The organism is Nocardia sp. NPDC046473, from assembly GCF_040645995.1.
In the GTDB taxonomy this organism is placed as follows: Bacteria; Actinomycetota; Actinomycetes; order Mycobacteriales; family Mycobacteriaceae; genus Nocardia.
Map to the genome: position 1 here is coordinate 162,443 of NZ_JBEYZJ010000002.1, position 18,912 is coordinate 181,354.

Below are 18,912 nucleotides of genomic sequence, written 5' to 3' on the forward strand. Positions count from 1 at the left end.
ATGCGAGACAAGCGAATGTCGCTCGACGAGGTCGTCGGCGAGTTGCGCAGTGGAATGACCATCGGGATCGGCGGCTGGGGCTCACGGCGCAAGCCGATGGCGCTGGTTCGGGCCATCCTGCGGTCGGATATCACCGATCTGACGGTGGTCAGTTACGGCGGACCGGATCTGGGGCTGTTGTGTTCGGCGGGCAAGGTACGCAAGGCGTACTACGGCTTCGTGTCGCTGGATTCCGCGCCGTTCTACGATCCGTGGTTCGCGCACGCCAGGACCTCGGGCGCGCTGGCGGCGCGCGAGATGGACGAGGGCATGCTCAAGTGCGGCCTGGAGGCGGCCGCGGCGCGGCTGCCGTTCCTGCCGATCCGGGCCGGGCTCGGCTCGGACGTGCCGAACTTCTGGGACGGTGAATTGCGCACGGTCGCTTCGCCTTACCCGGACGCCGATGGGCAGACCGAGACGCTCATCGCGATGCCAGCGCTGAATCTCGATGCGGCGCTGGTGCATCTGAACATCGGTGACCGGCACGGCAATGCCGCCTACACCGGTGTCGATCCGTACTTCGATGACCTGTACTGCCTGGCGGCCGAACGACGCTACGTGTCGGTCGAGCGGATCGTCGAGACCGACGAGCTGGTGAAAACCGTTCCGCTGCAATCGCTGCTGCTCAACCGGATGATGGTCGACGGCGTCGTCGAGGCGCCCAACGGCGCGCACTTCACCCTGGCCGGGGACAGCTACGGCCGGGACGAGAAGTTCCAGAAGCACTACGTGCAGTCGGCGAAGACGCCCGAGGCGTGGCAGCAGTTCGTCGACAAGTATCTGGCCGTCTCCGAGGACGAGTACCAGGCGGCCGTGCGCGAGTTCGCACAGGAGGGTTCGCGATGACGAGTACCGAAACCATTACCCGCGCCGAGGTCTGCGCGGTTGCCTGCGCGGAGATCTTCAGTGGCGCAGGCGAAATCATGGCCAGCCCGATGTCGCCGATGTCGATCATCGGCGCCCGTCTCGCCAAGCTGACCACCGAACCGGACCTGCTGCTCTCCGACGGCGAGGCGCTGTTGTTCGCCGACACTCCCCCGCTGGGCGGCAAGGCGCCGATCGAGGGCTGGATTCCGTTCCGCCGCGTCTTCGACGTGGTCGCCTCCGGCCGGCGGCACGTGGTGATGGGCGCCAACCAGATCGACCGGTACGGCAATCAGAATCTGTCGGCGTTCGGCACGCTGCAGCAACCGACCCGGCAGATGTTCGGCGTCCGTGGCGCACCGGGCAACACGATCAATCACGCGACCAGCTACTGGGTTTCGCGGCACACCAACCGGGTGTTCACCGATCGGGTCGACATCGTCTCCGGCGTCGGCTACGACAAGGTCGACCCGGCCAACCCGGCCTTCCGCTTCCACCATCTGCACCGGGTGGTCACCAACCTCGGCGTCTTCGACTTCGAGGGACCCGAGCACACCATGCGCGCCCGCAGCCTGCATCCCGGCGTCACCGCCGCCGAGGTCGCCGAGAACACCTCGTTCGAGGTCCACGGACTGGCCGAGGCCGGGGAATCCCGGCTGCCCACCGCCGAGGAACTGCGGTTGATTCGGGACGTGCTGGATCCCAAGAAGATTCGCGACACCGAGGTGCCCTCATGACCGGTCGGCTGCGGACACCGCTGACCGAGCTGGTCGGCGTCGAACATCCCGTCGTGCAGACCGGCATGGGCTGGGTGGCCGGCCCGAGCCTGGTCGCGGCCACCGCCGAGGCGGGCGGTCTCGGTATCCTCGCCTCGGCCACCATGACCTATCCGGAGCTCGAAGCGGCGATCGCGAAAACCAAGGCGCACACCGGCAAACCGTTCGGCGTGAACATCCGCGCCGACGCCTCGGACGCGCCCGAACGCATCGATCTGCTGATCCGGGAAAAGGTGGCAGTCGCATCGTTCGCGCTCGCGCCCAAGCAGGATCTCATCGCCAAGCTGAAAGATGCAGGCGTGGTGGTGATTCCGTCGATCGGCGCGGCCAAGCACGCGGTGAAGGTCGCGTCCTGGGGCGCCGACGCGGTGATCGTGCAGGGCGGCGAGGGCGGCGGGCACACCGGTCCGGTGGCCACCACCCTGCTGCTGCCGTCGGTGCTGGACGCGGTCGATATCCCGGTGGTCGCCGCGGGCGGCTTCTTCGACGGTCGCGGCCTGGCCGCGGCGCTGGCCTACGGTGCGGCGGGCGTCGCGATGGGCACCCGCTTCCTGCTCACCCAGGAGAGCACCGTGCCCGAGGCCGTCAAGCAGGAGTACCTGCGCAGGCAACTGCAGGACACGGTCGTTTCCACCAGGGTGGACGGCATGCCGCACCGGGTGCTGAACACCGAACTGGTGCAGCGCCTGGAACATTCGGGCCGCACCCGCGGGCTGGCCGCCGCGGTGGCCAATGCCGCCAAGTTCAAGAACATGACCGGCATGAAGTGGTCCACCCTGGTGCGCGACGGGCTGACCATGCGAAAGACCAAGGACCTCACCTGGTCTCAGGTCGTGATGGCCGCCAATACGCCGATGTTGTTGCGCGCCGGCCTGGTCGAGGGCAACACCCAGGCCGGGGTGCTGGCCGCCGGTCAGGTCACCGGCATCATCGAGGACCTGCCCACCTGTCAGGAGCTCATCGATCGCATTGTCGCCGACGCGATCGCCCGGATCGAAGCGCTGCAGAAGAACCTCTGAGCCCGCGCTGCGAATGCCCCGCACCCGCGAGGGAGCGGGGCATTTCGCTCAGCGAACTGCGGTCGCCACGCAGGTCGCCGTGCCCGTACGATCCGGCTCATGAACCAGCCGATGCCCCCGCAACAACAGAACTATCAGCAGCAGCCCGGATACCAGCAGCCGCCGCAACAGGGCTACCAGCAGCAGCCGCCGCAACAGCAGCCCGCACCGCAGTTCCCGATCCTGGTCTCCACCATGAACGACGTGCCAGGCCACGAGGTCGTCCGGGTGTTCGGCGAAGTGGCGGGCCTGACCGTCCGCAGCCGCGGCATCGGCTCCAACCTCGCCGCGGGCTTCCGCTCGCTCGGCGGTGGCGAGATCACCGAATACACCCAGCTGCTCTACCAGTCCCGCCACGAAGCGATCATGCGAATGTGCCAGCACGCCATGTCCTTCGGCGCCAACGGCATCCTCGCCATGCGCTTCGACTGCAACGAGATCGCCAACACCATGAGCGAGGTCGCCGCCTACGGAACGGCGGTGCTGCTCAAACCTGCCGAGAAGGCATAGTTACGCGGCCCGCCATTCCGGGCGGCTGGAGCCGCGGGGTGCCAGGCCGAACCGGTACTGGCCAGGTGTCTGCGACATCTGCACCTGCTCGGTGACGCCCTGGTACCTCCCCGCGGGGCCGTCCATGGTGAAGATGTCCGGGTCGAGGTAGCGGTGGTCGTCGTCGGAGTCGAGTGTGGCCGCGACGTAATCCTTGTCGAAGATGCCCAGGCTCAACGTCCAGAGCGCGACGCGGGACAGGCTCACGTGCACCCGATAGCTGCCGCCCTGCTCGGCTCGACGCTGCAACGCGGCGGCGATGCCGATGGTGGACAGCCACGGCATGATCCAGTCGTTCACCACCCCGAGGATCGGCAGCCGCGGTGCGTCCGGACTGCCCTCCAGGAGGGTCATCCCGGTCGCGACGCCGGCGTTCTGATCGAAGCCGACGCGATCGGCCCACGGCCCGGCCTGCCCGAAGAGCGAATTGCTGACGTGGATGATGCCGGGCCGGATCTCGGCGGCTTCGGCAGGCGAGAGCCCGTGCCGGTCGAGATAGCCCACCCGCCGGTTGGCATAGAAGATATCGGCTCCCTGCAACAGTTCTCGCATCTTTTTCACGTCGTCGGCGGTGTCGAAGTCGAGGAACGAGGAGCGCACGCCGACGTTGGCGGTGCGATAGAGCGTATCGAGTTCCACTTCCCGCGCACGCCAGATGTTGAGCACGTCGGCGCCGTGCAGGGCGAGGGTGCGGCCGATCCCGGCCCCGGCGATGATGTGCGCGTGGCCGAGTGCCCGGAGGCCGTCCAGCGGCGCGGTGCCACCGGCCGGCAGCGGCTCGGGATCGCTGTCGCCGATCTTCTCGACCGCGATCAGCGGCATATTCGCCAGCACCTCGGTGAACTGTCGTTCGGCCATCAGCTCGTCCAGGCTGAGCGCTTTGGTCAGCACTACGCCTGCGGCGGCGGCAGCGACCTCCAGATCGGTGGAATTCCAGGTACGCACTTGACGGGCAACGGATTCGGCGCTGTCGGTGGCACCGAGCAGCTCCAGCAGATCGGACTTCAACTGGGGATAGACCGGCACCGTCATCACGTGGCGGTCGTCGGCGGTGCGGAAGAACTGCGGCGTGGCAACCGCCGCCGGGTCCATCGGCTGCGGCAGCTCGCCGTTGAGCATCTCCCATTTGGCGTCGTAGAAGGGACACAGCCGGTGCGGCGCCTTACGTAGATCCATGCTGATGTCCTGTCCGGGGCCGCCGCGCAGCTGCCACAGCTTGGCCATGCCGACCGACTTGCCGACGAGCGCGATGCCGGGCGCCGAGGCCAGGCTCAGCGTGCTCGGCACGATCGGGTCGGCACCGACGAAGGCGATCTTGCCGCCCGAGTCCTCGGCAGCGAGACCGACGCCGCCGAGCACTTCCTGCAATTCGGCGTGCGGATCGACCGGCTGGTTCTTGTTGTGTAGCGCGTTCTTCAGACGTTGAGTGAGCATGGCTGAGACCTCTCAGACTCTCGGGCTGGTGTAGACGTCGTCGACCTTCGCCAACGCTTCGAGTACCGCGTTTGTGCGCCGATCTCGTTTGTCGACCAAGCGCTGGTAGTTCTGTTCGCCGGAACCGTAAGTGCCCTCGATGTTTTCGATCATTGCCGCCATCGCCGCCGGGTCCGACGACGGCTGGCCCGGCTCGATCTTGCCGACTTCCGCGCCGACACCGGCGAACAGATGCCGTGCACCACCGGGCCCGCCGCCCAAGACGTTGCCCTCGAAGAGGCCGATGGTGGCCCAGCGCAGGCCGATCGAGTTCTGCAGGATGGTGTCGAGCTCCTCGACGCTGACCACGCCGGACTGCACCAGATAGGTGGCCTCGGTGCTCAGCACCTTCTGCAGCCGGTTGGCCACGAACCCGGGGAGTTCCTTGCGGATCACGACCGGGACGCGGTCGAGCTCGGTGTAGAGCGCGACGGCGCGGTCGACGGTCGATTCGTCGGTCTTCTTGCCGGGCAACACTTCTACGAGCGGCATGAGCTCCGGCGGATTGAAGGGGTGCCCGACCAGGATGCGGCCCGCGTTGTCCAGATCGGCCGCGATCAGGGTCGCGGTGATCGATGAGCTCGAGGTGGCCAGCACGGCGTCGGCGGGTGCGGCGCGCAGGATTTCGGCGAAGATCTGTTGCTTGACGGGCAGCCGCTCCGGGCCGTTTTCCTGGACCAGGTCGGCGCCTTTCACCGCCTCGGCCAGGTCCGCGGTCCAGGACACGCGGTCGTCGGTGCCGAATGCGGACTCGACGAGCTCGCCGAGGTCGGGACGCGGGTCGGTGATCGTCACCCGCCAGCCGTGCCGGCGGGCCAGCCGGGCCCAGGACAGACCGATGACGCCGGCGCCGACCACGGCCATCGTGCGCTGAGTACTCATTGGACACCTACGATTCCGGTCAATGACTGACCCTCGAATTTCGCGATGACGCTGTCAGAGGTGCCGTCCAAGGCCACAGCGCGGACGCTGCCGCCGAGGTCGGCGACATAGGCCAGGCCCGCCTCGAGATCGACGGCGAGGCCGACGGCCTCGGCGAAGCCGCGAGCGAGGATTTCCGGATCCCCGCCGGGCTCGCCGCGCGCTGGAATCGGCGCGCGATTGAGGGTGTTGCCCGCGGGCTCGGCGCCGCGGTCGGTCCAGTAGAGGTAGCCGTTGGTGGTGTCGAGCCAGAGATCGATCGGCTCGGGCAGGTGGTTCCACAGCACCTCGATATCGGTGCGGGCTGCGGCCGTCTGTCCCTCTGGCATAACGAGATTCGCGCGGAAGATGCGGCCTCGTCCGCCCTTGGCGGGACCTTTCTGGGTCCAGTACAGCGCGTTCCCGGCCGGGTCGACGGCGATGCCGACGCATTCATCGGCCTGGTCTCCGGTCGCGGGATTGACCACCAGATCGGTCAATCCGGTGCCGTCGACGCCGACGCGGCTGACTCGGCGGCCTTCGCGGTCACTCCAATAGAGTTGTCCGGCAACGAAATCGGCGTCGAGTTGCTTGCCGGTGGTCAGCGCACCGACCGGGAGGACCTGCCTGCGATCCGTGCCGTCGAGCGCGACGGACTCGATCGAACCGTTCTTCGGCGAGAAGTCGTAGTTGTTATCGTCGAGCGGCAGGGCCGGATCGAAATCGGGCGCGCCCATGTTGGTCCAGTAGATGCGCCCGGCGGTCTCGTCATAGACGATGCCGTCGGGAACCGCGCCGACATCGCTGACCACCGTCGTCACGGACGCGTCGGTCAGGTCGATGCGGGCGATACTGCGGCTTGCCGGGTTGAGTACCAATAACGCCTGGAACACGAGGCACCTCCATGGTGTGACCGCCTACTCGAGCGGGTCGGCTTCCACGCTAATTCGATAGATCAGCTAACGGAATTACCATGTTCCACAGTGTCACTATGTCCACGCCGATAACAATCAGGAACGGCGTCTAGCTGGGATTTTATTGCAGAGGCGAATTGCCGCAAATGTCCGGGGCGGTCAACCGGAGTACGACCGAGTCAGATAGTTACCATGTCGCAAATGGAGATCTACCATCTGCGTTACTTCCTGACCGTCGCCCGAGAGCTGAATTTCACCAAGGCGGCGCAGGCATTGCAGATGTCGGTCCCGCCGTTGAGCCAACGCATCAAAGCCCTCGAAACCGAACTCGGCGCGGCCCTGTTCGAACGCTCCACCCGCCACGTCCGGCTGACCCCGACCGGCGAACGACTGGTGCCGCTGGCCCTCTCGATCATCACCGACTTCGACGCGCTACCCGGCCGACTGACCGCCCCGAACGATCACACGATCGACGTGCGCTTCGCCATCCCTGAACTGCTCGGCACCGACATCAGCCATCGGCTCACCGCCGCGATGACCGACCTCGCCGCCGACTACACCTTCGCGCTGGAGCAGATGCGCTCCGCCGACATCGGGGCGAGCCTGCGCAGCAACCACATCGATCTCGCCCTGTCGCACATCCCCGCCTCCGGATCGGGCGTCGAATCCGTCGTCATCGCCACCGAACCGATCGGCGTTCTGGTCGATGCCACCCTGTTCGAGGGCCGAACCTCGGTGCGGGTGGCCGACTTACGCGGCTTCACCCACATCCAAGGCCCCAAACATTGGGAACTGGCCCTAGGCGACCGCGCCAAGGCCGCCCTGTCCGGCGCGGGCATCAGCGAAGGCCGCGGCCGCTTCAAAACCCTCGACGGCATGCTGATGATGCTGCGCCAAACCCAAGGCTTCATCGTCGCCCCCTTCGACTCCGAAGGCCTGCACGCCGTCGACCGAGCCGAATTCCGCTTCCTCCCCGTCGAAGACCTCAACCTCAACGTGAGCACCGCCCTACTCTGGCGCACCAACGACCCCCGCTTCACCCAACTGGCCGCCGACCTCGCCGCGCGCCTGCCCGGCTAGTTCACCGGTCGAGCCGCTCGATGATGGTCACGTTGGCGGTGCCGCCGCCTTCGCAGATGGTGAGTAGGCCGTAGCGGCCGTTGATGCGCTCGAGTTCGTTGAGCAGGGAGGCGAAAAGCTTTGCGCCGGTGGCGCCGAGGGGGTGGCCGAGGGCGATGGCGCCGCCGTTGACGTTGACGCGCTCCGGGTCCGCGCCGGTTTCCTTCAGCCAGGCCAGTACGACCGGGGCGAAGGCCTCGTTGATCTCCACCACGTCCATGTCATCGATGGTGAGGCCGGTCTTTTCCAGGGCCCACTTGGTCGCCGGGATCGGCGCGGTGAGCATGAAGATCGGGTCGGCGCCGCGCGCGCTGACGTGATGGATGCGGGCCCGCGGCGTCAATCCGTAGGCCTCGACGGCCCATTCGGAGGCGAGCAGGGTGGCGCTGGCGCCGTCGGAGATCTGACTCGCGACGGCCGCGGTCAGCGGGCTCCCCTCGGCCAGCGGCGGCAGCGACGCCATCTTCTCCAGGCTGGTCTCGCGCGGCCCCTGATCGATCCAGAAGTCGCCGACCGGCACGATCTCCTTGTCGAAGCGGCCGTTCTTGATCGCATCGCGCGCCCGCTCGTGGCTGCGCAAAGCCCAGCGCTCCATGTCTTCTCGGCTGATGTTCCACTTCTCGGCGATCAGCTGAGCGGCCCGGAACTGGGTGACCTCGGCGGTGCCGTAGCGGTGGTCCCAGCCCTCGGAACCGACGAACGGCGAGTCGAATCCGTACTCCTTGCCCGCGAACATGGCGGCCGAGATCGGGATGGCGCTCATGTTCTGCAGCCCGCCCGCGACGATCACCTCGGCGGTGCCGCTCATGATGGCCTGCGCGCCGAAATTGATGGCCTGCTGGCTGGATCCGCATTGCCGATCGACGGTGACGCCGGGCACCTCTTCCGGATAGCCCGCGGCCAACCACGCGGTGCGGCCGACGTTTCCGGCCTGCGGGCCGACATTGTCGACGCAGCCGACGATCACGTCGTCGACGTTGCCCGGGTCGATCGTGTTGCGGTCCAACAGCCCGCGCAACGCCGCCGCGCCGAGATCGGCGGGGTGCACGGCGGCCAGTGCGCCGCCGCGCTTGCCGACCGGGGTGCGCACCGCGTCGATCACGTAGGCGTCCCGCAGCGGGGTGTAGGGGCGGCGTGGTGCGGATGGTGCTGACATCTGGAACTCCTACGTGGTTTGTTCGTCCCCGGAAAGCGTGAGGCCGTCGAGCACGATGGTCAGGTACTGCTTGGCGAGGTTGTCGACGGTGATGGGGCCGCCGGGCTGATACCAACGAACCGCGACCCACACGGTGTCGCGCAGGAATCGGTAGGCCAGTTCGACGTCGATCTCCGGCCGGAAGCTGCCGTCGGTCACGCCGTTGGTCAGCACCCGATGCCAGAGCTCGCGGAACTCGCGGTTGTAGTCGGCGATGTAGGTGAACCGCTCTGCGGTGCGCAGCCGCTTGGCCTCGGCCTGGTAGATCGCGACGGCGGCGTGATGGCGATCGAACGACTGGTAGGACGCGATCACCAAGGCTTCCAAGGTGTCTCGCGGACTGAGTCCGGCACCGACGATCTCCCGGTAGTGCCCGAACAGCTCGTCGAGGAAGCCGCGCAGGATCTCGTCGACCATCGACTCCTTGGAATCGAAGTGGTGGTAGAGGCTCCCCGATAGAATTCCGGCCGCGTCGGCGATATCGCGCACGGTGGTGGCGCGCAGGCCGCGTTCGGCGAACAGTTCGGCCGCGAGCGTGAGCAGTTCATTGCGCCGTGCTGATTTGGAAGCCTCGGGTGCGGTCACATCGGCCATAATACAACCAAGCATTTGCTTGGTACAGGGCGGCGCGCGATCAATCGAGCGAGCGGCGGTGGACAGGTTGTGTTCGAGGGGGTTTCAGCGCACCGAATATCGCAGTGGTGAGGACACCGATAGATCGGCTAGTAGCCGGTCGCAGATCACCACGGGCTCGATGCCCGCTCGCGCCATCCGCGCCACCAAGGCGAGCCGGCGTTCGCAGCTGTCCCACTCGACGGTGAGCTGGCCGCGCCCGGGACCGGCGTCCACCGTCGCCATCACCCGCGGCGGTCCGTAGGCCATCGGCTCTTCGATCAGCTTGAGCACCATGCCGCGCTGCCACGCCTGGTAGGTGTCCATGTCCGCGCCGACGACCAGCTTGTCGGTGGCGGCGCAGAGGCCCTGGGCGATCTCTTCGTCGAAGGCCACCCGGTCGAACCGGAACTTCCGGCACTTGGCCACCACGTCGAGCAGGTCCGCGCGCACCTCGCACAGCAGCGCGGACTGCCGATGCCTGCGCCGGTCCTGCTCGGACTCCGCCCGATCGGAGCCGAGCCCGATCTGCTTGGCCCGCTCCCGATCTCGCGCCATATCCGCGCGCAGCGCCGCCCGCGGGTCGCGCGTCACCTCGCGCTCGTCGACGGCGTATTGCTCGAGAATCTGCGCCGCGCGCATCGCGGTCGCACATTCGGAGGCATGCTCCATCAATTCGGCGCCGAGTGTTAGCGCGGCGAGCACCATGCTGTCCAGCCTGCGCCTGGCCAGCACCACTTCGCGCACCAATTCGAGTTCCAGTTGTTCGCGGGCAGCTGGGCTATCCAGGCCCATAGCCATCGCCCCTTTGGAGAGTGCGGGATCCGATCTCAACCAGCATCGCACACCCCGGGGACATCTGGCGCGACCTTTTCTACCTGATCAGCCGCCCATTTGCTCGATATGCGCGGGAAGCTGGAAGGCGATCGCACTCTGGCGCGACCCGCCATCCGTCCAGTCTGCTGTCCGCTACCGGACGCCTATCGCAGCCAACGACCGGCAACGCGAACGAGATTGGCGCAACCGATTGCGAAAAATGTTGCGCGCTACGACAGATCGCCGAAACTTCCGGTGCGCGGCACCGGTAATGCGCGAAGATCGCGGAGCGGCACTCGACAACGCGATACCGACTCGACGCCCGCGAAATCACCCATCCGGATCATCGATCGAGTTCGACACGAAGGGATACTCATGCCTATCGCCACCACCGCACGACTCCTCGCGGTCGCCGCATTGGCCGCGGTGCCGGTGCTCGCCACCGCGACACCAGCCTCAGCAGCACCAGCTGGGGAATCCTGGGACACGATTTTCACCGTGGCCCGCTCCGGGCTGTGCGTCGGCCGGATCGACCCGAGCATCGGCCACGGCGGTCTGCCGGGCGGTGCTGCCCTGTTCAACTTCCAGGCCGCACTGTGGGGCGTCGGGGACTGCCGGGCGACCATCACGGCCAACTGGACCAACACCGACAACGGGCGCAGTGGCTCGATCAGTCAGGAAATCGCCGGACCGGGCTATCACCACTACGGAGCCGAGCCCCGGTTGTATCCGGGACCCGGCCACGTCGAGGTGACCTTCACGATGGACGCCGCGTCGGCCCCCGCGCCCGCGCACGGCCAATGGATCATGCCGGACTACGGAAACTGAACCGGCTCAGGCGCGTTGGCTACTGACCGAGACGACCTCGCCGGTCAGATAGGACGTGTAATCGCTGGCCAGCATGGCGATGGTGGCCGCGACCTCCCACGGCTCGGCGGCCCGGCCGAAGGCTTCGCGCTCGGACAATCGATCGAGCAGCTCGGTCGAGCTGACCTTGTCCAGGAAGGCGTGCCTGGCGATGCTCGGGGCGACCGCGTTGATCCGCACGCCGAGTTCGGCGGCCTCGACGGCACTGCACCGCGTCAGCGCCATCACGCCCGCCTTGGCGGCGGCGTAGTGCGCCTGCCCGTGCTGCGCGCGCCAGCCGAGCACGCTGGCGTTGTTGACGATCACGCCGCCGTGGCCCGCGTCGCGGAAGTAGCCGAGCGCGGCGCGGGTGCAGCGGAAGGTGCCGTTGAGGGTGATATCGAGGACGCGATCCCACTGCTCGTCGGTCATATCGACCACCGGGGTCTCGCCGCCGAGTCCGGCGTTGTTGACCATGATGTCGATCCGGCCGACCGCCGCCGCCGCGCCGCGCACCAGTGCGTTGACCTGCTCGGTGCTCTGCACATCGCAGGCGATCGAGGCGACCTTGCGCGCCGGGAACTCGGCCGTGAGCTCGGCGGCGGTCTCGGCCAATCGTCGCTCATGCCAATCGGAGACGACCACGTCGGCGCCCTCGGCGAGCAGCCTGCGCGCGGTGGCCGAGCCGATGCCGGTGCCCGCCGCGGCGGTGATGACGGCGGTGCGTCCGGTCAGCAGTCCGTGTCCCGGGACGGGCTGTGGCGCAACAGAAAGATCGGTCACGGTCGAGCCTCCCGCGGCAGGCCGAGCACGCGCTCGGCAATGATGTTGCGCTGCACTTCGTTCGAACCTCCGTAGATCGTGTCGGCGCGGGTGAACAGGTAGAGCCGCTGCCATTCGTTCAGATCGTCCGCCTCGGCCACCAGGCCCGCGGGGCCGAGCACGGCCATCGCGAGCTCGCCGAGGCCGCGATGCCAGTTGGCCCACAACAGTTTTGCGACCGAAGCCTGGCCGCCGTCGTCGACGCCCGCGCCCTCCATGGTGCGAATCGCGTGGGCGCGCAACACCCGCAGGCCGACCCAGGCCCGGTCGATCCGATCGGCGATGAGCGGGTCGGCGGCGGCGCCGGTGCGGCGGGCCAGCGCCTCGACGTTGGCGAGCTCCCTGGCGAACCTGATCTGCTGGCCGAGCGTGGAGATGCCGCGCTCGAAGGTCAGTGTGCCCATGGCGATGCGCCAGCCGTCGCCCGGCGCGCCGATCACCAGGTCCGCTGCGGTGCGCGCGTTGTCGAAAAAGACCTCGTTGAATTCCGAGGTGCCGGTCAGCTGGACGATCGGGCGCACGTCGATACCCGGCTGACGCATCGGAACCAGCAGGTAGGACAGGCCCTTGTGGCGGACCGAGCCGCGCTCGGTGCGCGCGATCACGAAGCACCAGTCGGCGAGGTGGGCCAGCGAGGTCCAGATCTTCTGGCCGTTGATCGACCATTCGTCGCCGTCGAGCTGGGCCGCAGTGGTGATCGCGGCCAGATCCGAGCCGGCGCCCGGCTCGGAATAGCCCTGACACCACAGCTCGGTCACCGTGCGGATGCCGGGCAGGAAGCGCTCCTTCTGCGCCGGGGTACCGAAGGCGAGCACGGTCGGCCCGAGCAGTTCCTCGCCGACGTGCGAAACCCGCGACGGCGCGTTCGCTTTCGCGTACTCCTCGTGGAAGATCACCTGCTGGCGCACGGTCGCCTCGCGGCCGCCGTACTCCTTGGGCCAGCCGAGGCAGGTCCAGCCCGCCGCCGCCAGGTGCCGGTCCCAGGCGAGGCGCTCCTCGAAGGCCTCGTGTTCGCGGCCTGGTCCGCCGAGCCCGCGCAGCTCGCGGAATTCGCCGTTCAGGTTTTCCGCCAGCCACTCGCGCACGTCGGCGGCGAATTGCGCGTCTTGCGTCGCGGAAAACCGCCCGCCCGGCTCGGCGGTGTCGGATTCTGAGGTCTGGATCGCACCCACGCCGGTAGGATAACCTACCAAGCACTTGCTTTGTAGGGCGCTTGCATAAGTGCCCCGACACGGACGGTAAGGACAACCGTGACAACCCCTGCACTGACGACACCGCTGGCGCTGCAGCATGCCGCGCGCACGTTCGGTACCGCTCCCGCCCTGGCCGACGGCCCGGTGCGGCTGGACTGGACCGAGCTGCTCGCGGCGGTCCAGGAGGTGGCGCGAGCGCTCATCGCACGGGGCGTGCAGTCGGGCGACCGGGTGGCGATGTGGGCGCCCAACACCCATCACTGGGTCGTCGCGGCGCTCGCCGCGCATTACGTCGGTGCGTCGCTGGTGCCGTTGAACACCCGCTATGTCGCCGATGAGGCAGCCGATGTGCTGGTCCGGGTCGACGCGCGGGCGTTGTTCATCGCGGGCACCTTCCTCGGCCGTGATCGGCTGGCCGAATTACGCGCTGCCGCACCGGAACTCGATATCGAGACGGTGGTCGTCATCCCGGTCGAGCCGGGCTCCGAGACCAGCGACGAGACCGCGTTCGACTGGTCCGAGCTCGCGGGCGTCGCCGAAAAGGCCACACCGGCCGAGGCCGAGGAGCGCGCGGCGGCGGTCAGTCCCGAGGACACCGCCGACATCCTGTTCACCTCCGGCACCACCGGCCGCAGCAAGGGCACCGTGGTGGCGCATCGGCAGGCGCTGTCGGTGGTGCGGGCGTGGGCGGAGTGCACGACGCTCGACGGCGCCGACCGGTATCTGGTGGTGAGCCCGTTCTTCCACAACTTCGGCTACAAGGCGGGCATCCTCGCCTGCCTGGTCACCGGGGCCGCGATCGTCCCGCAGGCGGTGTTCGACGTGCCCGCCACGATGCGGCTGGTGAGCGAGGAGAAGATCACCGTGCTCCCCGGGCCGCCGACGATCTATCAGACGATTCTCGACTTCCCGAACCGCGGCGACTTCGACCTCAGCACGTTGCGGGTCGCGGTGACCGGGGCGGCGACTGTGCCGGTGGTGCTGGTCGAGCGGATGCGCTCGGAGCTCGACTTCGACGTCGTCATCACCGGTTACGGGCTGTCCGAGGCGTCCGGGTTCGGCACCATGTGCCGCGCGGACGACGATGCCGAGACCATCGCGGGCACCTGCGGTCGCCCGATCGCCGACTTCGAACTGCGGCTCGCGCCCAACGGTGAGGTGCTGCTGCGCGGGCCGAACGTGATGCTCGGCTACCTCGACGATCCCGAAAGTACCGCCGAGACCATCGATTCCGACGGCTGGCTGCACACCGGCGACGTCGGCACGGTGGACGAGCGCGGCTACCTGAAGATCACCGACCGGCTCAAGGACATGTACATCTCCGGCGGGTTCAACGTGTACCCGGCCGAGATCGAGCAGGCGCTCGCGCGGCTGGACGGCATCGCCGAATCCGCGGTGATCGGGGTGCCCGATACCCGAATGGGCGAGGTGGGCAAGGCCTTCGTGGTTCGCAAGGCGGGCGCGCAGCTCACCGAGGATCAGGTGCTCGCCCACGCCACCACCGTGCTGGCCAACTTCAAGGTGCCGCGGTTCATCGAATTCCGCGATCAGCTGCCCTACAGCGCCGCCGGGAAAGTGCTCAAGCGTCAACTACGTGAGGAGATTTCGTAATGTCGGAACCGATCCCGGACGAGGGTGACGTCGTCACATACGAGGTGCGTGGTCGCACGGCGATCGTCACGCTGAACCGGCCGGACTACCGCAACGCGCAGAACTCGGTGATGACCTACGCGCTCGACGCCGCCTTCGTGCGGGCCGTCGAGGATCCCGAAGTCGGCGTGATCGTGTTGGCGGGCAACGGAAAACACTTCAGCGCCGGGCACGATATCGGCACGCCGGGGCGCGATCATCACATTCACTACCCGAACAAGGCCGCGCTGTGGTGGGACCACGTCGACAAGGTCGGCGGCGATCAGCGTTTCGCGCGGGAGCTCGAGGTCTACCTCGGCATGTGCCGGCGCTGGCGCGAGATTCCCAAGCCGACCATCGCCATGGTGCAGGGCGCGTGCATCGCGGGCGGGCTCATGCTGGCCTGGGTCTGCGACCTGATCATCGCCTCCGACGACGCGTTCTTCTCCGATCCCGTTGTGCGGATGGGCATTCCGGGCGTCGAATACTTCGCGCACCCGTGGGTGATGGGGCCGCGCGCCGCGAAGGAGTTCCTGTTCACCGGCGATCGGTTCGGTGCGGCGCAGGCCAAGGAGTGGGGCATGGTCAACCGGGTGGTGCCGCGTGCCGAGTTGGCGGCCGAGACGCTCGCGCTGGCCGAAAAGATCGGCGCCATGCCGCAATTCGGGCTCGCGCTGACGAAGAAGGCGGTGAATCAGGCCGAGGATCAGATGGGCATGCGCAACGGGATGGATTCGGTGTTCGGGCTGCATCACTTCGCGCACGCGCACAACGCCGAGGTCGGCGCCGACTCGCTGGGCGGCATGAACGCCAAAACGATGAAGGCCAAGGCGACCTCGACCGGCGAGAACGGGGCGTCGTAAGTGGATCTCGATATCGACCAGGCGACCCAGGAATTCCAGGCCGAGGTCCGAGAGTTCCTGGCTGCCAACAAGCCTGCGCAGCCACTGCCCTCGATGGACACCGAGGCCGGATTCGAGGCGCATCGCGCCTGGGAGCGCACGCTCGCCGATGCTCGGCTGTCGGTCGTCGCGTGGCCCGAGAAGTACGGCGGCCGGGAGGCCTCGCTGCTGGAGTGGGTGCTGTTCGAGCAGGAGTACTACGCCGCAGGGGCGCCGGGGCGGGTGAGTCAGAACGGCATCTTCCTGCTGGCGCCAACGCTTTTCGAGCACGGTACACCGGAACAGCTCGACCGGATCATGCCCCGGATGGCGCGTGGTGAGGACATCTGGGCCCAGGCCTGGTCGGAGCCGGAGGCGGGGAGCGATCTCGCGGGCATCCGCTCGACCGCGCGGCGCACCAATGGCGGCTGGCTGCTCAGCGGGCAGAAGACGTGGAGTTCGCGAGCGGCCTACGCGGACTGGGCCTTCGGCCTGTTCCGCAGCGATCCCGAGGCGGAGCGCCACAAAGGGCTGACCTATGTGATGTTCCCGCTGTCCGCGGATGGTGTTTCGGTACGGCCGATTCCGCAGCTGGACGGCGAACCCGGCTTCGCGGAGATCTTCCTCGACGAGGTGTTCGTGCCTGATCGCGACGTGATCGGCGCGGCCGGCGAGGGCTGGCTCGTGGCGATGAGCACCTCCAGCAATGAGCGCGGACTGTCACTGCGCAGCCCGGGGCGGTTCAGCGCGACGGCCCAGCGGTTGATCGATCTGTGGCTCGAGACCGGCGACGAGACCAACACCGGGCAGCGAGATGCCGTGGTGGACGCCTGGATCGGCAGCGAGGCGTACCGGCTGCACACCTTCGGCACGGTGACCCGACTGAACGAGGGCGGCAAGCTGGGCGCGGAATCCTCGATCACCAAGGTGTTCTGGTCCGAGCTCGATATCGCCATGCACGAGACCGCGCTGGATGTGCTCGGCGCGACCGCCGAGCGGTCCGGGCCGTGGACCGACGGCTATCTGTTCTCGCTGTCCGGCCCGATCTACGCGGGCACCAACGAGATTCAGCGCAACATCATCGCCGAGCGGCTGCTCGGACTACCTAAGGGGTCGGCAGCCGGCGGGGCGGGTAAGCACAGAGGGAGCAGCCGATGAGATTCGCACTCAGTCCCGAACAACTCGACTTCGGCACCAGCGTGCGCAAGCTGCTCGACGCGGGTCGCACGCCCGCCGCGGTGCGCGGCTGGGCGACCGGTGATCCACGCCCGGGGCGCAGCCTGATCCGTCAGCTGGCGGGTGCCGGTGTGCTCGGTCTGGCCATCGATGACGAACACGGCGGTGTCGGGGCCGAACCCATCGATCTGGTGGTGGCGTTCGTCGAGCTCGGCCGGGCCGCCGCGCCCGGTCCACTGGTGGAGACGGCTGCCGCGATACCGGCACTGCTGCAAGCACTTCCGGACACGAGTCTGGCCGCACGCTGGCTTCCCGGCTTCGCCGAAGGCACCGAGATGGGCACCGTTGCGTTCCATAACGGTGTGGCGCTCGACGCTGACAGTGCGGAGGTCGTGCTGATCGCGGACGGCGGTCAGCTGCACACCGGTCACCGGACCGGGCTGGTGCGGTCGATCGATCCGGCGCGCCGACTGTTCGCCGTGGCGGCCGACGAGTCGATCGCCGATGACGTCGCCGACGCCATTGCCACCGGGTTCGACACCGGCGCGCTCGCCTGTGCGGCACAGCTACTCGGCGCCGGGCGTGCGCTGCTGGATTCCACCACCGGATATGCCAAGCAGCGCAAGCAGTTCGGCAAGCCGATCGGCGAATTCCAGGCCGTCAAACAGAAGCTCGCCGACGTGCTGATCGGGCTGGATCTGGCCGAACCGCTGCTCTACCGCGCCGCGCTCACCATGGGTGACGCGACGCGCAGCCGCGATGTCTCGGCCGCCGTGATCGCCTGCGGTGACGCGGCTTACCGGGCGGCCAGGGCGGCCCTGCAGGTGCACGGCGCGATCGGCTACACCGCCGAATACGACCTGTCACTGTGGCTGACCAAGGTCACCGCGCTCCGAACCGCCTGGGGCACACCGGATCTGCACCGAGCCCGGATCGCCGACTCGCTCCGCGACGACGCCGCGCGGCAACTACGAGGGACCGCATGACGACCACCGAACATCAGGAATTCACCGCCTCGGTGCGTGCACTGCTCACCAAGCACGCCGGATCGGCGGCGGTGCGTACGGCGATGGACACCGAACTCGGCTACGACCAGGCACTGTGGCAGCGACTGTGCGAACAGATCGGCGTCGCGGCGCTGGCCATCCCCGAGGAATACGGCGGCATCGGCGCGAGCCTGGTCGAATCCCTACTCGTGGTAGGCGAACTCGGCCGCACTCTCGCCGGCGTCCCGATGCTCGGGTCCGCCGTCCTCGGCGTACAAGCCTTGCTGCTCTCCGCCGACACGGAGGCTTGCGCTCGACTGCTCCCCGAGGTCGCCGAAGGCGCCCGCACGCTCGCGGTGTGCTGGGCGGGCGAAAAAGGTTGGGACGAGCCAGGAGTCCATGAGACGGCCGGAAAGCTCTCCGGCACTGCCGTTTACGTGCTTGACGGCCACATCGCCGACACCCTGATCGTGGTCACCGAGACCGGCTTCTTCGAAGTAGACCCCACCACGACGGGGGTCGCGCGGCGCGTCCTGCCCACCATGGACCCCACTCGCAAACTGACCGAAATCACCTTCACCGCCGCCGAAGCCCGCCGCCTCGGCGCCGCCGACCCCGCACCGGCCATCGCCCGCTTGCGCGAAATCGCCTGGGCCGCAATCGCAGCCGAACAGGTGGGCGCCGCCGACCACTGCTTGCAGATGACCGTCGACTACACCAAGTCCCGAGTTCAATTCGGCCGCCCCATCGGCAGCTTCCAAGCCCTCAAACACCGCATGGCCGACCTGTACGTCCTCCTCGAATCGGCCAAGTCAGCCTCCGCCGCCGCCACCCTCGCGGTAGCCGAAGACACCCCCACCGCCCCCGAAGACGTCTGGACCGCCAGCCTGCACTGCACCGAAGCCCTCACCACCATCACCGCCGAAACCATCCAACTCCACGGCGGCATAGCCATCACCTGGGAGCACGACGCCCACCTCTTCTTCAAACGCGCCCACGCCGACGCCCACCTCTTCGGCACCCCCCGCCGCCCAGTCGCGCATAGTTCCTGAAAGCCCAGTTCA

General features: G+C 67.8%; 19 protein-coding genes. 11 read left to right on the forward strand and 8 right to left on the reverse strand.

All coding sequences use genetic code 11. The features are described 5' to 3' along the window. From ipdA to ABZ942_RS06250, 4 genes are all read left to right on the forward strand, one after another. Positions 1 to 885: a cholesterol ring-cleaving hydrolase subunit IpdA gene (gene ipdA / locus ABZ942_RS06235; protein ID WP_357379667.1), complete on the forward strand. Its 885-nt coding sequence runs from the start codon at positions 1 to 3 to the stop codon at positions 883 to 885. Then, positions 882 to 1,640: a CoA-transferase gene (locus ABZ942_RS06240; protein ID WP_357379668.1), complete on the forward strand. Its 759-nt coding sequence runs from the start codon at positions 882 to 884 to the stop codon at positions 1,638 to 1,640. The genes ipdA and ABZ942_RS06240 overlap by 4 nt, the downstream gene beginning before the upstream one ends. Continuing rightward, complete coding sequence (locus tag ABZ942_RS06245) at positions 1,637 to 2,698, forward strand: nitronate monooxygenase (protein WP_357379669.1); 1,062 nt, start codon at positions 1,637 to 1,639, stop codon at positions 2,696 to 2,698. The genes ABZ942_RS06240 and ABZ942_RS06245 overlap by 4 nt, the downstream gene beginning before the upstream one ends. A 219-nt stretch (positions 2,699 to 2,917) precedes the next feature. Then, positions 2,918 to 3,247 (forward strand): heavy metal-binding domain-containing protein, encoded by a 330-nt coding sequence (locus tag ABZ942_RS06250; RefSeq protein ID WP_357380333.1) that lies wholly within the window; start codon positions 2,918 to 2,920, stop codon positions 3,245 to 3,247. On the opposite strand, the gene ABZ942_RS06255 is transcribed toward ABZ942_RS06250, so the two are convergent. Genes ABZ942_RS06255 through ABZ942_RS06265 form a run of 3 tightly spaced genes read right to left on the reverse strand, consistent with a single transcriptional unit; the run spans position 3,248 to position 6,552 of the window. Continuing rightward, positions 3,248 to 4,720: a CoA transferase gene (locus ABZ942_RS06255; RefSeq protein WP_357379670.1), complete on the reverse strand. Its 1,473-nt coding sequence runs from the start codon at positions 4,718 to 4,720 to the stop codon at positions 3,248 to 3,250. Between the two features lie 12 nt (positions 4,721 to 4,732). Then, positions 4,733 to 5,641 carry a 3-hydroxyacyl-CoA dehydrogenase NAD-binding domain-containing protein gene (locus tag ABZ942_RS06260; RefSeq protein ID WP_357379671.1) on the reverse strand — a complete coding sequence of 303 codons (909 nt, stop codon included), beginning with the start codon at positions 5,639 to 5,641 and terminating at the stop codon, positions 4,733 to 4,735. Then, a complete protein-coding gene (locus tag ABZ942_RS06265; RefSeq protein WP_357379672.1) occupies positions 5,638 to 6,552 on the reverse strand; it encodes a hypothetical protein in 915 nt (304 codons plus the stop codon). Before ABZ942_RS06265 ends, ABZ942_RS06260 begins: the two co-directional genes overlap by 4 nt. A 222-nt stretch (positions 6,553 to 6,774) precedes the next feature. Here ABZ942_RS06265 and ABZ942_RS06270 point away from each other — a divergent pair, with 222 nt between their 5' ends. Beyond that, the gene (locus ABZ942_RS06270; protein WP_357379673.1) at positions 6,775 to 7,653 is read left to right on the forward strand and encodes a LysR family transcriptional regulator; all 879 of its coding nucleotides are present in this window, start codon (positions 6,775 to 6,777) and stop codon (positions 7,651 to 7,653) included. Position 7,654: 1 nt separating this feature from the next. Here the strand turns inward: ABZ942_RS06270 and ABZ942_RS06275 are convergent, their stop codons facing one another. The 3 genes from ABZ942_RS06275 to ABZ942_RS06285 form a co-directional block, all read right to left on the reverse strand. After that, a complete protein-coding gene (locus tag ABZ942_RS06275) occupies positions 7,655 to 8,809 on the reverse strand; it encodes an acetyl-CoA C-acetyltransferase (protein WP_357380334.1) in 1,155 nt (384 codons plus the stop codon). Positions 8,810 to 8,857: 48 nt separating this feature from the next. Beyond that, positions 8,858 to 9,481, reverse strand: coding sequence for a TetR/AcrR family transcriptional regulator (locus ABZ942_RS06280; RefSeq protein ID WP_357379674.1), 624 nt, complete (start codon positions 9,479 to 9,481; stop codon positions 8,858 to 8,860). 84 nt (positions 9,482 to 9,565) lie between these two features. After that, positions 9,566 to 10,294 (reverse strand): hypothetical protein, encoded by a 729-nt coding sequence (locus tag ABZ942_RS06285; RefSeq protein ID WP_357379675.1) that lies wholly within the window; start codon positions 10,292 to 10,294, stop codon positions 9,566 to 9,568. A 396-nt stretch (positions 10,295 to 10,690) separates the two neighbouring features. On the opposite strand from ABZ942_RS06285, the gene ABZ942_RS06290 reads away from it, so the two are divergent. After that, positions 10,691 to 11,143 carry a hypothetical protein gene (locus tag ABZ942_RS06290; RefSeq protein WP_357379676.1) on the forward strand — a complete coding sequence of 151 codons (453 nt, stop codon included), beginning with the start codon at positions 10,691 to 10,693 and terminating at the stop codon, positions 11,141 to 11,143. 6 nt (positions 11,144 to 11,149) lie between these two features. Here ABZ942_RS06290 and ABZ942_RS06295 read toward each other — a convergent pair whose 3' ends face one another. Both ABZ942_RS06295 and ABZ942_RS06300 read right to left on the reverse strand, forming a co-directional pair. Then, positions 11,150 to 11,944 carry an SDR family oxidoreductase gene (locus tag ABZ942_RS06295; protein WP_357379677.1) on the reverse strand — a complete coding sequence of 265 codons (795 nt, stop codon included), beginning with the start codon at positions 11,942 to 11,944 and terminating at the stop codon, positions 11,150 to 11,152. Then, complete coding sequence (locus ABZ942_RS06300) at positions 11,941 to 13,155, reverse strand: acyl-CoA dehydrogenase family protein (RefSeq protein WP_357379678.1); 1,215 nt, start codon at positions 13,153 to 13,155, stop codon at positions 11,941 to 11,943. Before ABZ942_RS06300 ends, ABZ942_RS06295 begins: the two co-directional genes overlap by 4 nt. Positions 13,156 to 13,233: 78 nt before the next feature. Here ABZ942_RS06300 and ABZ942_RS06305 point away from each other — a divergent pair, with 78 nt between their 5' ends. From ABZ942_RS06305 to ABZ942_RS06325, 5 genes are read left to right on the forward strand one after another with little or no spacing between them, the layout of a single operon-like run. Then, positions 13,234 to 14,787, forward strand: coding sequence for a FadD3 family acyl-CoA ligase (locus ABZ942_RS06305; protein WP_357379679.1), 1,554 nt, complete (start codon positions 13,234 to 13,236; stop codon positions 14,785 to 14,787). Further along, a complete protein-coding gene (locus tag ABZ942_RS06310) occupies positions 14,787 to 15,668 on the forward strand; it encodes an enoyl-CoA hydratase (protein WP_357379680.1) in 882 nt (293 codons plus the stop codon). Before ABZ942_RS06305 ends, ABZ942_RS06310 begins: the two co-directional genes overlap by 1 nt. Beyond that, positions 15,669 to 16,844 carry an acyl-CoA dehydrogenase family protein gene (locus tag ABZ942_RS06315; protein WP_357379681.1) on the forward strand — a complete coding sequence of 392 codons (1,176 nt, stop codon included), beginning with the start codon at positions 15,669 to 15,671 and terminating at the stop codon, positions 16,842 to 16,844. Then, positions 16,841 to 17,848, forward strand: coding sequence for an acyl-CoA dehydrogenase family protein (locus ABZ942_RS06320; protein ID WP_357379682.1), 1,008 nt, complete (start codon positions 16,841 to 16,843; stop codon positions 17,846 to 17,848). Before ABZ942_RS06315 ends, ABZ942_RS06320 begins: the two co-directional genes overlap by 4 nt. Continuing rightward, positions 17,845 to 18,900: an acyl-CoA dehydrogenase family protein gene (locus ABZ942_RS06325; protein ID WP_357379683.1), complete on the forward strand. Its 1,056-nt coding sequence runs from the start codon at positions 17,845 to 17,847 to the stop codon at positions 18,898 to 18,900. Before ABZ942_RS06320 ends, ABZ942_RS06325 begins: the two co-directional genes overlap by 4 nt. Positions 18,901 to 18,912: the final 12 nt, after the last annotated feature.

Excerpts from the sequence above, each read along its gene's own strand:
- ABZ942_RS06290 (WP_357379676.1), top strand. The coding sequence starts at position 10,691 with ATGCCTATCGCCACCACCGCACGACTCCTCGCGGTCGCCGCATTGGCC.
- ABZ942_RS06260 (WP_357379671.1), bottom strand. The coding sequence starts at position 5,641 with ATGAGTACTCAGCGCACGATGGCCGTGGTCGGCGCCGGCGTCATCGGT.
- ABZ942_RS06255 (WP_357379670.1), bottom strand. The coding sequence starts at position 4,720 with ATGCTCACTCAACGTCTGAAGAACGCGCTACACAACAAGAACCAGCCG.
- ABZ942_RS06310 (WP_357379680.1), top strand. The coding sequence starts at position 14,787 with ATGTCGGAACCGATCCCGGACGAGGGTGACGTCGTCACATACGAGGTG.
- ABZ942_RS06320 (WP_357379682.1), top strand. The coding sequence starts at position 16,841 with ATGAGATTCGCACTCAGTCCCGAACAACTCGACTTCGGCACCAGCGTG.
- ABZ942_RS06245 (WP_357379669.1), top strand. The coding sequence starts at position 1,637 with ATGACCGGTCGGCTGCGGACACCGCTGACCGAGCTGGTCGGCGTCGAA.
- ipdA (WP_357379667.1), top strand. The coding sequence starts at position 1 with ATGCGAGACAAGCGAATGTCGCTCGACGAGGTCGTCGGCGAGTTGCGC.
- ABZ942_RS06280 (WP_357379674.1), bottom strand. The coding sequence starts at position 9,481 with ATGGCCGATGTGACCGCACCCGAGGCTTCCAAATCAGCACGGCGCAAT.
- ABZ942_RS06270 (WP_357379673.1), top strand. The coding sequence starts at position 6,775 with ATGGAGATCTACCATCTGCGTTACTTCCTGACCGTCGCCCGAGAGCTG.
- ABZ942_RS06285 (WP_357379675.1), bottom strand. The coding sequence starts at position 10,294 with ATGGGCCTGGATAGCCCAGCTGCCCGCGAACAACTGGAACTCGAATTG.
- ABZ942_RS06240 (WP_357379668.1), top strand. The coding sequence starts at position 882 with ATGACGAGTACCGAAACCATTACCCGCGCCGAGGTCTGCGCGGTTGCC.
- ABZ942_RS06325 (WP_357379683.1), top strand. The coding sequence starts at position 17,845 with ATGACGACCACCGAACATCAGGAATTCACCGCCTCGGTGCGTGCACTG.